Genomic DNA, 14,064 nt, shown 5'->3' on the forward strand with positions numbered 1-14,064 from the left:
AGCCGACCATGACCCGTTCATTACGCGTCCTCTATATCGGCCTGTTTCTGGTGGTGTTGCTGGCCCTGGGCGCCTGGTCGCTGCGCAGTTTTCTGGGCTTCAGCACCAACGCCGACGCGACCGTGCTCAACGGTCGCTGGACCAAGGCCGTCGAGACCCATTACGACGAGGAGTTCCCGATCAAGCGATTGGGCACCAACCTCTGGGCCGCGCTGGACTACAAGCTGTTCAATGAAGGCCGCCCTGGCGTGGTGCTGGGCCGCGATCACTGGCTGTACAGCGACGAGGAGTTCAACCCCGCCGTCAACGAAGACCAGAACCTTGAGGACAACTACGCGCTGGTCGAAGGCGTACGCCAGAAGCTCAAGGCCCAGGGCATCCAGTTGGTGATGGCGATCGTGCCGGCCAAGGTGCGCCTGTACCCGGAACACCTGGGTGAAGTGAAACCGGCGAGCATCCACGCCAACCTGTACCAGGACTTCCACGCCCGTGTCGCTGCCGACAAGATCATCGCTCCTGACCTGCTCGGCCCGCTGCAACAGGCCAAGCTGGGCGGCAAGCAGGTGTTCCTGCGTACCGACACCCACTGGACCCCGGACGGCGCCGAAATCGCTGCCAAGCAGTTGGCTAAAACCATCGCCGCCAAGACCCCGCTCCATGGCGAGCCGCAGCGTTTTGTCACCGAGGCCGAGAAGACCGAGCCGCATAAAGGCGACCTGCGTCTGTTCCTGCCCCTGGACCCGCTGTTCGAAAACCTGATGCCGCCGAAAGAGCCGCTGGAAAAACGCGTCACGCACCTGGCCGAAACCAAAGGCGACGACGCGCTGTTCAGCGACAGCGAAACCCCGGTGGCACTGGTGGGCACCAGCTACAGCGCCAACCCCAACTGGAACTTCGTCGGCGCCCTCAAGCAAGCCCTGGGCAGCGACGTGGTCAGCTACGCCGAAGACGGCCACGGCCCGATCCTGCCGATGCTCAGCTACCTGAAAAGTGACGACTTCAAGAACAGCCCGCCACAGGTGCTGATCTGGGAGTTTCCTGAACGTTATCTGCCCGTGAACAACGAAATCGGTGATGCCGACCCATCGTGGGTTGCGCAACTTAAACAAGCCGGTTCGCGCCAACAAAACATGGCACTGAACACCCCAGCTAAAAACCCAAAATCCGAGACGCCCGACCGGGCGCAAAACTGAAAGAGAGGTAACTCACATGACTTTCACTACTACTCCGCGTCGTCTCGCTAAGACTCTGGCCCTGGCTGCCGGTATGAGCTTGGTATCCCTGTCCGCCTTCGCCGGTGACGCTGCCTTGTACGGCCCAGTCGCACCGAAAGGCTCAAGTTTCGTGCGTGTCTACAACGCCTCCAACCAGGAAGTCAGCGCGACAGTCGGCAGCACCAACCTCAGCGAAGTGGCCCCGCTGGCCAGCAGTGACTTCAGCTTCATGCCCGGCGGCGACTACAGCGCCAAGATCGGCAGCCAGACCGTGCCGGTCAAACTCGCGCCGGATCACTACTACACCCTGGTCAACAACAACAGCGGCCAGCCACAACTGATCGAAGAACCGCCGTTCAAGAACAAGCAGAAATCCCTGGTGCGCGTGCAGAACCTCAGCGACAAGGCCCTGACCCTGAAAACCGCCGACGGCAAGACCGACGTGGTCAAGTCGGTGGCCGCCAAAGGCCGTGGCGAGCGCGAAATCAACCCGGTGAAGGTCAGCCTGGCGCTGTATGACGGCGACAAGAAAGTCGGCGACGTCAAGCCAGTGGCCCTGGAACGCGGTGAAGCAGCGGTGCTGTACGTCACCGGTTCGGGTTCGAGCATTTCGCCAGTCTGGGTAAAACGCCCGGTGTCGACCCGCTGAATGAATTTTCCGGGTCGGCTGCGGCCGGCCCGGACACGAGACAAAAACAAGAGTGAAACGACAAACCTTCGTAGCTCTGACCCAAATTGATTCAAGGAGAAACACATGATCCCAGTAATCCTTTCCGGTGGTAGCGGCTCACGTCTTTGGCCGCTTTCCCGTAAACAGTTCCCCAAACAATTCCTGGCCCTGACCGGCGAGCACACGCTGTTCCAGCAAACCCTGGAACGCCTGGTATTCGAAGGCATGGACTCCCCGATCGTGGTCTGCAACAAGGACCATCGCTTCATCGTCAACGAGCAACTGAGCACCCGTAAGCTGGAGTGCCAGCGCATCCTGATGGAACCCTTCGGCCGCAACACCGCGCCGGCCGTGGCCCTGACCGCGATGATGCTGGTCAACGAAGGTCGTGACGAACTGATGCTGGTACTGCCGGCCGACCACGTGATCGACGACCAGAAAGCCCTGCAACGCGCCCTGGCCCTGGCCACCGTGGCCGCCGAGCGTGGCGAGATGGTGCTGTTCGGCGTGCCGGCCACCCGTCCGGAAACCGGTTATGGCTACATCAAGTCCACCAACGATTCGCTGCTGCCGGAAGGCGTAAGCCGCGTGCAGCAGTTCGTGGAAAAACCCGATGAAAAACGCGCCGTCGAGTTCGTCAAAAGCGGCGGTTATTTCTGGAACAGCGGCATGTTCCTGTTCCGCGCCAGCCGCTTCCTGGAAGAGCTGAAAAAGCACGATCCGGACATCTACGACACCTGCGTGCTGACCCTGGAGCGCAGCGTGCAAGATGCCGACACCGTGACCTTCGACGAAGCCACCTTCGCCTGCTGCCCGGACAACTCCATCGACTACGCCGTGATGGAAAAAACCCAGCGCGCCTGCGTGGTGCCGTTGAGCGCCGGTTGGAGCGACGTGGGTTGCTGGGCCTCGCTGTGGGCGGTCAACGATAAAGACGCCAACGGCAACGTCACCAAGGGCGACGTGGTGATCCAGGACAGCAAGAACTGCATGATCCACGGCAACGGCAAACTGGTGTCGGTGATCGGCCTGGAAAACATCGTCGTGGTGGAAACCAAGGACGCGATGATGATTGCCCACAAGGACAAGGTCCAGGGCGTCAAGCAGATGGTCAACACCCTCAACGAACAGGGCCGCAGCGAAACCCAGAACCACTGCGAAGTCTATCGTCCGTGGGGCTCCTACGACTCGGTGGACATGGGCGGCCGCTTCCAGGTCAAGCACATCTCGGTCAAGCCGGGCGCGTGCCTGTCGCTGCAAATGCACCACCACCGCGCCGAACACTGGATCGTGGTCAGCGGCACCGCCGAAGTCACCTGTGACGAGAACGTGTTCCTGCTCTGCGAGAACCAGTCCACCTACATCCCGATCGCCTCGGTGCACCGCCTGCGCAACCCGGGCAAGATCCCGTTGGAGATCATCGAAGTGCAATCGGGCAGCTACCTGGGCGAAGACGATATCGAACGTTTCGAAGACATCTACGGGCGCTCGACGCCGGTTGAACGTGGCGTTTCGGTGAAAACTATCGCGCAATAAAACAGTCGTACAAGAAGCCCTCGCCCAGCCCATTGCGTCCCCTATCCGCAGTGGGTTGGGTGGGGGCTTTTTGTTTGGGGCTTGCGCTGGCTATCAGGGCCCAATCGGGGGCAAGCCCCCTCCCACCTTTGATCTGCGAATACATTCAAATGTGGGAGGGGGCTTGCCCCCGATGAGTCCGGCACACCCACCACAGCACTCAAGGTAGCCAATCCCACCTACGCTTAAGTTAGGATGCTCGTTCCCTATTCGAGGTGGTCTCCATGTTCTTCGGCGTTCTCCTGATCATCACCTGGCTGATCCTCCTGCTGCGCTACCCGGCCAAGGCCCTTCCGGTTTCCCTTGCGGCCTTGGCAGGCCTGGGTTGCGTGGCCGTCTGGGTGGTCTGGCTGGACAGCCGCGAAGCCTCGCAACTGGCGCGCCTTGAACTGCGCATCAGCTACGCCCCGCAGGAATGCCCTGCCGACCGCCCATTGAAACTGACCCTGAACAATGGCAACGACGTGCCGCTGACCGAACTGCGCTGGCGCGTTGCCGCCTATGCACCGGGCGACACGGTCAACCTCGCCGATAACGTCTATGCTGCCCCACGCTATCGCGGCCCCGGCGAGTTGCAGGCCGGCGCCACTTGGGACGATTGCCTGCCCACCCCGCCCCTGCGCCCCGGCTACCGCCCGCAAACCCTGGAATTTCGCGCCGAGCACCTGCAAGGCAGTTTCTCGGACTGACAAAGGACTGATGCATGCCCAATGTACTGATCACCGGTTGCTCCAGCGGTATTGGCCGTGCCCTGGCCGATGCCTTCAAGTCCGCCGGTTTCAACGTGTGGGCCAGCGCCCGCCGCCCGGAAGACGTCACCGCCCTCGCCGCCGCGGGTTTCAATGCAGTCGAACTCGACGTCAACGACAGTACCGCTTTACAGCGCCTGGCCGAACAACTGGGCGAGCTGGATGTACTGGTCAACAACGCCGGCTACGGCGCCATGGGCCCGCTGCTCGATGGCGGCACCGAAGCGATGCAGCGCCAGTTCGAGACCAATGTATTTTCCATCGTCGGCGTGACCCAGGCACTGTTCCCGGCCCTGCGCCGCAGCAAAGGCCTGGTGGTGAATATCGGTAGCGTTTCCGGCGTCTTGGTCACGCCGTTTGCCGGTGCCTACTGCGCCTCCAAGGCGGCGGTGCATGCGCTGAGTGATGCATTGCGCATGGAGCTGTCACCCTTTGGTATCCGCGTAATGGAAGTGCAGCCCGGCGCCATCGATACAAGCTTCGCAAAAAACGCCGGCGCCCAGGCCGAACTGTTGATCAACGAAAAATCCCCTTGGTGGCCATTGCGCGAGGGTATCCGCGCCCGTAGCCAGGCCTCTCAGGACAAGCCGACACCCGCCAGCGTGTTTGCAATGGATGTGCTCAAGGCGGTGCAACAACCACAGCCGCCGCGCCTGTTGCGTTCGGGTAATGGCAGCCGGGCGTTGCCATTAATGGCGGCGTTGTTGCCCAAAGGATTATTGGAAGCTGTGTTGAAAAAACGCTTTGGTTTGAATAGGAGTTTGTAAATGATCGACTACAGCGACTTTTTCGAAGAAGTCATCCAAACCCACGTCGAGATCGAGCAATGGTTTGCCGGTGTCGCGCCAGAAGGCACCCTGCAAAGCCTGCTGGCGCGCTTCTCGCCGGAGTTCAGCATGATCGCCCCCGCCACCGGCACACGCGTCAATGCAGCCGGGGTCAACGCGCTGTTCACTCGCCTGGGCGGCATGCGTCCAGGGTTGAAGATCACCTTGAGTGAAATGACCGGGATTGACCGACATGCACGCGGGGCCACGGTGACTTATCGCGAGCATCAGATCGATGCCAGCGGCACCCGGACGGACCGCCGTGCCACCGTGGTGTTTGAGAAACAGGCCAGTGGCGCACTGCTGTGGCGTCATCTGCATGAAACATTTATCAAGGCCTGACTCGGTCAAATGTGGGAGGGGGCTTGCTCCCTCCCACATTTCAGTTCGGCGTTTGGTTAACGATCACCGTGCAGGTAATCCCCGCCGCCAATAACACCCCCTCCGGCACTTCATCAATATGAATCCGCACCGGCACGCGCTGGGCCAGGCGCACCCAGTTGAAGGTCGGGTTCACATCGGCGATCAGCTCGCGACTCTCCGGGTTGTCGCGGTCGTAGATGCCGCGCGAGATGCTTTCTACGTGCCCCTTCAACGTCTCGCCGCTCATCAGCTGCATGTCGGCTTTGTCACCGACTTTCACATGGGGCAGCTTGGTTTCTTCGAAGAAGCCATAGACCCAGAACGAGTTCATATCGACCACGGCCATCTTGGCTTCGCCGATGCGTGCGTAGTCGCCGCGATGCACGTTGAGGTTGGTGACGTAGCCGTCCACCGCCGCCACGACCTGGGTGCGTTTCAAGTTGAGTTCGGCCGCTTCGAGTTGTGCCAGTGCGTGCTGGTAATCCGCCAGGGCCGAGTCGGCGATGTTGCTGGCGTCGTCGCGGTTTTCCTTGGAGATCACCAGCGCATCCAGGTCGGCGCGGCGGTGAGCGTTGACCTTGCGCATCTCCCACGTGGCCTTGCGCGAAGCCACCAGCGATTGCGCCTGCTTGACCGCAATGCGGTAGTGCTCGGGGTCGATCTGCATCAGCAGGTCGCCCTTCTTCACCAACTGGTTGTCGCGCACCGGCACGTCGACCACTTCGCCAGTGACGTCGGCGGCCACATTGATGATGTCGGCGCGCACGCGGCCGTCGCGGGTCCACGGCGTTTGCATGTAGTGCACCCACAACGTGCGGCCAATCCAGATCGCCAAAGCCAGTACCAGCAAGGTCGCGAGTAGGCTGAAAAACTTTTTCATCGGGGCATTCTCAACGGTAGACGGTCAGCGCCAGGGCGCCGAACAGGCAAACGAACAGGCTCAGGCGCAGCAACGCCGGGTGCCAGAAAAAACGGTACAGGTCGAACCCGGCCAGAAAGCGGTCCAGGGCCCAGGCCAGCACGGCCGCGATCAGGAACATCAGGGTCATGGTCGGCATATAGAGGCCGTGGAAGGCGATTTCACGAGGCATGCGGGGCTCCTTTGAGGGCCGCCAGTGGCGATTGCGGGTCCAGCAGCGAGGTGCGGATAAAGTGCAGGTAGCTTTTCACGCGGCGCAGGGCCGAGGTGTCGAAGTGCGGGGCGAAGGGTTCGTCGGTGGCCTGCACGCGGCTGATCGCGTGGTCGACGGCGATCAGGCCGCGCTCCAGGTTGCTGGCGCTGGGTTGCAGGAACAGTCGCACCAACGAGCGGCCCATCACCCGGATTGCCTGGCGCCAGGGCTGGGACTCGGCGTAGGCCGGATGCACCGGCAGGATCGCCTGTTCCTTGCGCAACTCGATGATCGCGTGGCCGACTTCCAGCACCACGAACATCCAGCGCAGCAGGTCGCGTTGCACTTGCGGCTGGCCGACAGCGAGGCCGTAGGCCTGGTGCAGCAGGTCACGGGTGCGGCTTTCGAAACTCGACGCCAACCCCTTGAGCTTGCCGCTGATGGCATACACCACCTGCTCGCGCAGGTCCTGCTCCAGGCGGCGCCACAGCCAGCGGCTGTTGGGCGGCAGGATGATCGCTCCCGCCGCCGCGCACACCAGCATGCCAATGATCATGGCGATGTAGTCGTTGATAAAGGTGTAGGGGTTGTAGACCGTGAGGTTGTCCGGCACCGAGCCGGTGCTGAAGAAAATCAGCAAGCCCACGCCGACCCCGGCGTATTGCGGGCGTGAGGCGAGGAACGCACCGAGGATGATCACCGGCGCAAGCATCACGCACAGCAGCGGGAAGCCGTCGATCCACGGGAACACGAAGAACATTTCCACAAAGCCCACCAACGCGCCGATAAAGGTGCCGCAGGCCATCTGGAAGGCCATGCGCTTGGGGTTGGGTGTGGCGGCGGACAGGCCGACGGTCGCGGCGGCGATCAGGGTCATGGTGGCGCCGCTGGGCCAGGCCGTGACCACCCAATAACTGCCCAGCACGATCAGGATGAACGACGCGCGAATCCCCGAGGCGGCGCAGGCCAGCCAGTTGGTTTTCGGGCTGAAGGTTTCGTCCCATTGCTCCCGTGCATGGCTGTGATCGGCCAGGGAGGCATGGGTTTGCGCGTAGTTGTGCAGGTCATCGACGAAGCGGTAGAGCAGTTCATAAGCGGTGTGAAAATCCAGCTGTTCGGCCTCGCTCGGGTTGCCCTCCTGGAAGGTCGCGCGCAGGCTGCGGACCTTGGCGGGCAGGCTGTCCTTGTAGGCGCTGAGCTGGTTGACCAGGCGCGCCGCGTCGGGGCTGGTGAGGGCGCGACCGGAGAAACCGTCGAGCACTTCGGCCAGGTCCTGCAGGCCGGGTTTGATCGCCGCCACCACATGATCCGCGGAATCCGTGCGCAGGCGTTCGAGCAACTGGTGCAAGGCATTGAAGCGCGTGGTAATGCTCATGAACTCGCTGTTGAGGCGACTGAGCCGACCGTTGCGCCGGCGCATATGCGGGTCTTCGAACACCGTGAGGCTGCGCAGCCCTTCCAGGCCCACGGCCTCGGCGATAAAGCGCACGTTGCTGGCCTCGAACCCTTCACGTTGGCTGCGCCCGCGCAGGCCGTCGGTGACAAACAGCGCGAACACGCCAAAGCGCTGATAGAGCGCATTGCGCATCGCGGCGCTGGAGGTCTGCGGCAGGATCGCCGCGCTGACCAGCGTGGAACACAGGATCCCCAGGGAGATTTCCAGCACCCGCCACACCGCTGCCATAAAGGCGCCGTCCGGATGAGCCAGGGCCGGCAGGCCGACCATCGCTGCCGTATACCCCGCGAGCACGAACCCGTAGGCGCGAAAGTTACGATTGCGTGTCGCGCCAGCGGTGCAAATGCCGACCCAGATCGCCAGCGCGCCGAGGAACAACTCGGTGTTCTGCGCAAACAAAGCGATCAACAACACCATCACCGCCGACCCCGCCAGGGTGCCGAGGAAACGATAGAAGCTCTTGGCGAACACCTGGCCGCTCTGCGGTTGCATCACGATAAACACGGTGATCATCGCGGTGCGTGGTTGCGGCAGTTCCAGGCGCATGGCCAGCCACAGCGTGAGGAACGCGGCGATCAGCACCTTGAAGATGTACACCCAAGTCACGCCGTCGCTGCGTGCCCAGTCGAAAAAACCACGGCGCCACTCAAGGGAATGCAGCCAGCGCAGCGGTGCAGGCATCGGAGTCATTAAATCCTACTCAGTGACCAAACTATTCAGTGATCAAACATGGCAAGCGCCGCCGGGGTCTTGCTCGGGAGGGTCTTGGCGTCTTGCGGCTGGTCGTTGCCGGCGTCGAGACCGCCACCCAGGGCGGTCACCAGTTCGGCATGGGCGCCAAGCCGCGCGGCCTGTACCTGTTGCTCGATCTGTTGTTGGCGAAACAGCAAGGTCTGGGCGTTGAGCACATTGAGGTAATCGGTGAGGCCGCGCTGGTAGGCGATCATGGCGATGTCGTAGGTCTTCTGCGCCGAGGCCACCGACTGCGCGGCAAATGAGGCTTGCTTGTCCATGGACTCGCGGCGGATCAACTGGTCGCTGATGCCCTTGAGCGCATTGACCAGGGTCTGGTTGTAGCGCGCCACGGCGATGTCATAGCCGGCGCTGGCTTCACCCAGCTCTGCACGCAGGCGGCCGCCGTCGAAAATCGGCAAGGTGATCGCCGGGCCGACGGTGTAGTTGAATTTCTTGCCGGCGAGAAACGCCAGCATGCCGCCGCCGGTGGTCATGTAGCCGAGGCTGCCGACCAGGTCGACGTTGGGGTAGAAACCGGCGTGGGCGACATCGATGCCACGGGCTTGCGCCGCGACCTGCCAACGGCTGGCAACCACATCCGGGCGCTGGCCGAGCAATTGCGCGGGCAGGCTTGAGGGCAGTTTCAGGGGGGCGGCAAGGGACAGCGTCGGACGCTGCAAGGTGGCCCCCTCCCCCGGACCTTTACCGGCAAGCGCCGCCAGCTGGTTACGGCTCAGGGCGATTTCTTCGTCCAGGGCATCCAATTGACGATGGGTTTCCGGCAGCGGCGTTTCGGCCTGGCTCACGTCGAAATGGGTGCCGATCCCGGCGTCCAGACGTTTGTTGGCCAGGTCGAGGATCTGCTGTTGCTGGGCCAAGGTCGCTGCGACGATATCGCGGTTGGCGTAATGCAACGACAGCTGGATATAGGCGCGCACCACGTTGTTCTGCAGTTCGAGTTGGGCCTGGCGTGCTTCGGCGGCGCTCATGTGGGCCAGGTCGACGGCGCGTTCGGTGGCGTTGCTTTCGCGGCCCCACAGGTCAAGGGCGTAGCTCAGACCCAGGGACGCATTGTTGTCCCAGGTGTTGGCACCGCTCAATTCACCAGGGCCGTAGAACTGATCCTTGGGCCAATTGTGGCGTTTGAGGGTGGTATCAGCGTTGATCTGCAGCGACTCGGCCGACTCGGCAACCCCGGCCATGGCCCGCGCTTCTCGCACCCGCGCGGCGGCCATCGCCATGCTCGGGCTGCTTTGGGTGGCTAGTTCGACCCAGCGATTGAGCTGGGGGTCGCCGTAGGCCTGCCACCACTGCGCGGTGGGCCAATGGGCGTCCTGGGCGGCGCTGCGGATCGCTTCGTCGGTGGCCAGGGTAGTGGCGTTGAGGGCCTGGTCTTGGGGGGCGATTCCTCCGGTTCCGATGCAGCCGCTGATTGCTAACGATAAAGCGCAAACACTGAGAGCCTTCAGCGCTCGGTTAATGAGAGTCTTCAGCTCTCTGCTGATGCGACGCGGCACGGCGAACGAATTCCTGAGGTGGTGTTGCGGGGGGAGGTGGCGCAATTCTAGGCGGCGCCATGGAGGACGATAAGCTGGCATTCCTGTGAATCTTTGTTACCGTTCAAGCGATAATCCGTTGGTAGGGATCACTGGACGGCGTAACTTTCTGTCACAATTTGGCATCTCCCCTGAGAACTCTCCATGGACACTTTGCAAAACATGCGCGCCTTCAGTTGCGTGGCCGAAGCGGGCAGCTTCACCGCCGCCGCCGCGCAACTGGACACCACCACCGCCAACGTCTCGCGCGCGGTCTCCAACCTTGAGGCCCATCTGCAAACCCGCTTGCTCAATCGCACCACCCGCCGCATTGCCCTCACCGAGGCAGGTAAACGCTACCTGCTGCGCTGCGAGCAGATCCTGGCCTACGTCGAAGAAGCCGAAGCCGAGGCCAGCGACGCCCACGCCCGCCCCGCCGGGCAGCTGAAAGTGCACACCATGACCGGCATCGGCCAGCATTTCGTCATCGACGCGATTGCCCGCTACCGCCGCACCCACCCGGACGTGACCTTCGACCTGACCCTGGCCAACCGCGTACCGGACCTGTTGGACGAGGGCTACGACGTGTCCATCGTGCTCGCCAGCGAACTGCCAGACTCGGGTTTTGTCTCCCAACGCCTGGGCATCACCTACAGCATCGCCTGCGCCTCGCCGGACTACGTCAAGGCCAAGGGCTGCGCGCAAAGGCCCCAGGACTTGCTCAACCACGCCTGCCTGCGCCTGGTCAGCCCGGTGATCCAGTTGGACAAGTGGACCTTCAACGGTCCCGAAGGCCAGGAAAGCGTGGCGATCAATACGTCGCCGTTCCTGGTCAACTCGGCCGACGCGATGAAAACCGCGATCACCAGCGGTATGGGCGTCGGCCTGTTGCCGGTCTATGCGGCCATCGAAGGCCTGCGCAACGGCACATTGGTGCGGGTCATGCCCACCTATCGTTCCCAGGAGCTGAACCTGTACGCCATCTACCCGTCGCGCCAATACCTGGATGCGAAGATCAAGACCTGGGTGGAATACCTGCGCGGCTCGCTGCCGGAGATCCTGGCGGCGCACCAGGCGGAGCTGGTGGCGTATGAGTTGAGCGGCAGCCTGAGTGGTGCGCGGCTGGCGAACTGATTGCTACCAGGTGATACAGGTCAAATGTGGGAGGGGGCTTGACCCCGATAGCAGTGGATCGGTCAATACATCTGGCGACTGACGCACCGCTATCGGGGGCAAGCCCCCTCCCACATTTTTCCCTGCCCACTTTAGGTCTGCAGTGTCCTGACAATAGTGGCAAGGAATGTTAGCGTGCTTGGCATTCTCCCGTAGTCGATGAGCCCGCCTGCAATGAAAAAGACCGTCCTCGCCTTCAGCCGTGTCACCCCGCAAATGATCGAACGCCTGCAACAGGATTTCGAGGTGATCGCGCCCAACCCCAAGCTGGGTGATATCAACGCACAGTTCAATGAAGCCCTGCCCCATGCCCACGGCCTGATCGGTGTGGGTCGCAAGCTGGGCCGCGCGCAACTCGAAGGCGCGAGCAAGCTGGAGGTGGTGTCCAGCGTGTCGGTGGGCTACGACAACTACGACGTGCCGTACTTCAACGAGCGCGGGATCATGCTCACCAACACCCCCGACGTGCTCACCGAAAGCACCGCCGACCTGGCGTTCGCCCTGCTGATGAGCAGCGCGCGCCGGGTGGCCGAGCTGGACGCCTGGACCAAGGCCGGCCAGTGGAAAGCCAGCGTCGGTGCGCCACTGTTTGGCTGTGACGTGCATGGCAAGACCCTCGGCATCGTCGGCATGGGCAATATCGGCGCAGCCGTGGCCCGTCGCGGGCGCCTGGGCTTCAATATGCCGATCCTGTACAGCGGCAACAGCCGCAAGACCGAGCTGGAACAGGAGCTGGGCGCGCAGTTCCGCAGCCTCGACCAGTTGCTGGCCGAGGCGGATTTCGTCTGCCTGGTGGTGCCGTTGAGCGACAAGACCCGCCACCTGATCAGCACCCGCGAATTGGGGCTGATGAAGTCCAGCGCGATTCTGATCAATATCTCCCGTGGCCCGGTGGTGGACGAACCGGCGCTGATCCAGGCCCTGCAAAACCAGACCATTCGCGGCGCCGGGCTGGATGTGTATGAGCAGGAGCCGTTGGCCGAATCGCCACTGTTTCAGTTGAGCAATGCGGTGACCCTGCCGCACATCGGCTCGGCGACCCATGAAACCCGCGAAGCCATGGCCAACCGCGCGTTGGACAACCTGCGCAGCGCCCTGCTCGGCCAGCGTCCGCAGGACCTGGTGAATCCGCAGGTGTGGAAGGGCTGAGACGGGCCAAGCCCGACACAAAATCGGGTTAAAGCCTGGCTCTCCCGAGTCGATAACCTTCAATAGAAGTTCGTCATCCCTGATCCTCAGAAGGTTTTTATGTCCACCACCAAAGCCCGCGCAGACTCACTCTCACTTCTGCTCTTTACCTTGCGCAGCGGCAAACTCATGGCCATCAACCTGCTGAAAGTCAGTGAAATCATCCCTTGCCCACCGCTGACCAAGCTGCCGGAGTCCCATCCGCACGTCAAAGGCATCGCCACCCTGCGAGGCAACTCGTTGGCGGTGATCGACCTGAGCCGTGCCCTGGGGGAAATGCCCCTGGAGGACCCGGACGGCGGTTGCCTGATCGTCACCGACGTGAGCCGTTCCAAGCAGGGCCTGCATGTGCAGGCGGTGAGCAAGATCGTGCACTGCCTGACCACCGATATCCGCCCGCCACCCTACGGCTCCGGCGGCAACCGCGCGTTTATCACCGGGGTAACCCAAGTGGAAGGCGGCCTGGTGCAGGTGCTGGACATCGAAAAAGTCATCCACGGCATTGCCCCGGCACCGATTGAAGCGGCGCCCACCGACCTGACCATGGAAGAGGCGGAAGTGCTCGGCAATGCGCGGATCCTGGTGGTGGATGACAGCCAAGTCGCCCTGCAGCAATCGGTGCACACCCTGCGCAACCTCGGCCTGACCTGCCACACCGCGCGCAGCGCCAAGGAAGCCATCGATGTGCTGCTGGAGCTGCAAGGCACGGCCGCGCAGATCAATGTGGTGGTGTCGGACATCGAGATGTCCGAAATGGACGGTTACGCCCTGACCCGCACCCTGCGCGAAACTCCGGACTTCCAGGATCTTTACGTGTTGCTGCACACCTCCCTGGACAGCGCGATGAACAGCGAAAAGGCACGCCTGGCCGGTGCCAACGCGGTGCTGACCAAGTTCTCCTCACCCGAACTGACCAAATGCCTGGTGGTAGCCGCCCAGACCGTGGCGCAACAAGGCCTGTAACCGGTGGCTGAATATTTCCAACTGCTGCGCCGCGACCTCACCGGCAGCCTGCCTGCGCCGCAATGGCCGGCCCATACGCAGTTGGATCATTACCGCGACCACTTGGCCCCGGCGATCCATGCGGTATTGCGCATGACCCAAGAGCAAGGGGGTGGCCGCGTCCCTCATCTGCCAACCTGGCAGCAGCAATTCGTCACCGATGCCGAATTCGATCCTACGCTATGCCTGGTGGCCAGCAACGGCGATGGCATTCTCGGGGTGGCGCAGTGCTGGACCAGCGCGTTTATCAAGAACCTGTCCGTGCATCCTTGCGCTCAAGGCCAAGGCTTGGGCCGGGCGTTGTTGTTGCACTGCTTCCAGGTGTTCAAGCAACGTGGCGAACCCTATGTCGACCTCAAGGTGCTGGAAGGCAACCTGCGCGCTCGGCAACTGTACGAAAGCGCGGGCATGGTCTTTGTGTTGCGGGATGTGGTCGCCGAGGACTGACAGGCGCTGGCGCATAAC

The 14,064-nt window shown here is 62.5% G+C and carries 14 protein-coding genes; 10 read left to right on the top strand and 4 right to left on the bottom strand.

Annotated elements, in window-relative coordinates:
* Nucleotides 1-8 precede the first annotated feature (8 nt).
* The 6 genes from J1G35_RS00430 to J1G35_RS00455 all read left to right on the top strand — a co-directional run bounded on the left by J1G35_RS00430 (nucleotide 9) and on the right by J1G35_RS00455 (nucleotide 5,377).
* Nucleotides 9-1,193: an alginate O-acetyltransferase gene (locus tag J1G35_RS00430; protein ID WP_223012905.1), complete on the top strand. Its 1,185-nt coding sequence runs from the start codon at nucleotides 9-11 to the stop codon at nucleotides 1,191-1,193.
* Between the two features lie 16 nt (nucleotides 1,194-1,209).
* A complete protein-coding gene (locus J1G35_RS00435) occupies nucleotides 1,210-1,863 on the top strand; it encodes an alginate O-acetyltransferase AlgF (RefSeq protein ID WP_053131368.1) in 654 nt (217 codons plus the stop codon).
* A gap of 105 nt (nucleotides 1,864-1,968) precedes the next feature.
* Entirely contained in the window at nucleotides 1,969-3,420 is a 1,452-nt protein-coding gene (locus J1G35_RS00440; protein ID WP_053131371.1) for a mannose-1-phosphate guanylyltransferase/mannose-6-phosphate isomerase, read from the top strand.
* Between the two features lie 263 nt (nucleotides 3,421-3,683).
* The gene (locus J1G35_RS00445; RefSeq protein ID WP_131698358.1) at nucleotides 3,684-4,148 is read left to right on the top strand and encodes a multidrug transporter; all 465 of its coding nucleotides are present in this window, start codon (nucleotides 3,684-3,686) and stop codon (nucleotides 4,146-4,148) included.
* A 14-nt stretch (nucleotides 4,149-4,162) separates the two neighbouring features.
* Nucleotides 4,163-4,975 (top strand): SDR family oxidoreductase, encoded by an 813-nt coding sequence (locus J1G35_RS00450; protein WP_223012907.1) that lies wholly within the window; start codon nucleotides 4,163-4,165, stop codon nucleotides 4,973-4,975.
* On the top strand, nucleotides 4,976-5,377 hold the full coding sequence (locus tag J1G35_RS00455; RefSeq protein WP_053131384.1) for a hypothetical protein: 402 nt from the start codon (nucleotides 4,976-4,978) through the stop codon (nucleotides 5,375-5,377). It abuts the gene before it with no gap.
* A 40-nt stretch (nucleotides 5,378-5,417) separates the two neighbouring features.
* On the opposite strand, the gene J1G35_RS00460 is transcribed toward J1G35_RS00455, so the two are convergent.
* The 4 genes from J1G35_RS00460 to J1G35_RS00475 are packed head-to-tail and all read right to left on the bottom strand — an operon-like array spanning nucleotide 5,418 to nucleotide 10,218.
* A complete protein-coding gene (locus J1G35_RS00460; protein ID WP_167654752.1) occupies nucleotides 5,418-6,278 on the bottom strand; it encodes an HlyD family secretion protein in 861 nt (286 codons plus the stop codon).
* A 10-nt stretch (nucleotides 6,279-6,288) separates the two neighbouring features.
* Nucleotides 6,289-6,489, bottom strand: a complete 201-nt coding sequence (locus tag J1G35_RS00465) for a DUF1656 domain-containing protein (protein ID WP_053131390.1) — start codon at nucleotides 6,487-6,489, stop codon at nucleotides 6,289-6,291.
* The gene (locus tag J1G35_RS00470; protein WP_223012909.1) at nucleotides 6,479-8,656 is read right to left on the bottom strand and encodes an FUSC family protein; all 2,178 of its coding nucleotides are present in this window, start codon (nucleotides 8,654-8,656) and stop codon (nucleotides 6,479-6,481) included. Before J1G35_RS00470 ends, J1G35_RS00465 begins: the two co-directional genes overlap by 11 nt.
* A gap of 26 nt (nucleotides 8,657-8,682) precedes the next feature.
* Nucleotides 8,683-10,218, bottom strand: a complete 1,536-nt coding sequence (locus J1G35_RS00475) for an efflux transporter outer membrane subunit (RefSeq protein ID WP_223012911.1) — start codon at nucleotides 10,216-10,218, stop codon at nucleotides 8,683-8,685.
* A 183-nt stretch (nucleotides 10,219-10,401) separates the two neighbouring features.
* Here J1G35_RS00475 and J1G35_RS00480 point away from each other — a divergent pair, with 183 nt between their 5' ends.
* The 4 genes from J1G35_RS00480 (at nucleotide 10,402) to J1G35_RS00495 (ending at nucleotide 14,046) form a co-directional block, all read left to right on the top strand.
* Nucleotides 10,402-11,370, top strand: a complete 969-nt coding sequence (locus J1G35_RS00480; protein WP_027604744.1) for a LysR family transcriptional regulator — start codon at nucleotides 10,402-10,404, stop codon at nucleotides 11,368-11,370.
* 213 nt (nucleotides 11,371-11,583) lie between these two features.
* Complete coding sequence (locus tag J1G35_RS00485; RefSeq protein WP_053131398.1) at nucleotides 11,584-12,558, top strand: D-glycerate dehydrogenase; 975 nt, start codon at nucleotides 11,584-11,586, stop codon at nucleotides 12,556-12,558.
* Nucleotides 12,559-12,657: 99 nt separating this feature from the next.
* Entirely contained in the window at nucleotides 12,658-13,560 is a 903-nt protein-coding gene (locus tag J1G35_RS00490) for a chemotaxis protein (RefSeq protein ID WP_053131401.1), read from the top strand.
* A gap of 3 nt (nucleotides 13,561-13,563) precedes the next feature.
* On the top strand, nucleotides 13,564-14,046 hold the full coding sequence (locus J1G35_RS00495) for a GNAT family N-acetyltransferase (protein WP_223012913.1): 483 nt from the start codon (nucleotides 13,564-13,566) through the stop codon (nucleotides 14,044-14,046).
* Nucleotides 14,047-14,064 lie beyond the last annotated feature (18 nt).

The organism is Pseudomonas sp. SH10-3B (assembly GCF_019891415.1).
Lineage (GTDB): Bacteria > Pseudomonadota > Gammaproteobacteria > Pseudomonadales > Pseudomonadaceae > Aquipseudomonas.

Coding starts and splice junctions, on each gene's coding strand:
- J1G35_RS00450 (WP_223012907.1), top strand. CDS start 4,163: ATGCCCAATGTACTGATCACCGGTTGCTCCAGCGGTATTGGCCGTGCC.
- J1G35_RS00455 (WP_053131384.1), top strand. CDS start 4,976: ATGATCGACTACAGCGACTTTTTCGAAGAAGTCATCCAAACCCACGTC.
- J1G35_RS00430 (WP_223012905.1), top strand. CDS start 9: ATGACCCGTTCATTACGCGTCCTCTATATCGGCCTGTTTCTGGTGGTG.
- J1G35_RS00470 (WP_223012909.1), bottom strand. CDS start 8,656: ATGACTCCGATGCCTGCACCGCTGCGCTGGCTGCATTCCCTTGAGTGG.
- J1G35_RS00435 (WP_053131368.1), top strand. CDS start 1,210: ATGACTTTCACTACTACTCCGCGTCGTCTCGCTAAGACTCTGGCCCTG.
- J1G35_RS00485 (WP_053131398.1), top strand. CDS start 11,584: ATGAAAAAGACCGTCCTCGCCTTCAGCCGTGTCACCCCGCAAATGATC.
- J1G35_RS00460 (WP_167654752.1), bottom strand. CDS start 6,278: ATGAAAAAGTTTTTCAGCCTACTCGCGACCTTGCTGGTACTGGCTTTG.
- J1G35_RS00465 (WP_053131390.1), bottom strand. CDS start 6,489: ATGCCTCGTGAAATCGCCTTCCACGGCCTCTATATGCCGACCATGACC.
- J1G35_RS00440 (WP_053131371.1), top strand. CDS start 1,969: ATGATCCCAGTAATCCTTTCCGGTGGTAGCGGCTCACGTCTTTGGCCG.
- J1G35_RS00490 (WP_053131401.1), top strand. CDS start 12,658: ATGTCCACCACCAAAGCCCGCGCAGACTCACTCTCACTTCTGCTCTTT.
- J1G35_RS00445 (WP_131698358.1), top strand. CDS start 3,684: ATGTTCTTCGGCGTTCTCCTGATCATCACCTGGCTGATCCTCCTGCTG.
- J1G35_RS00480 (WP_027604744.1), top strand. CDS start 10,402: ATGGACACTTTGCAAAACATGCGCGCCTTCAGTTGCGTGGCCGAAGCG.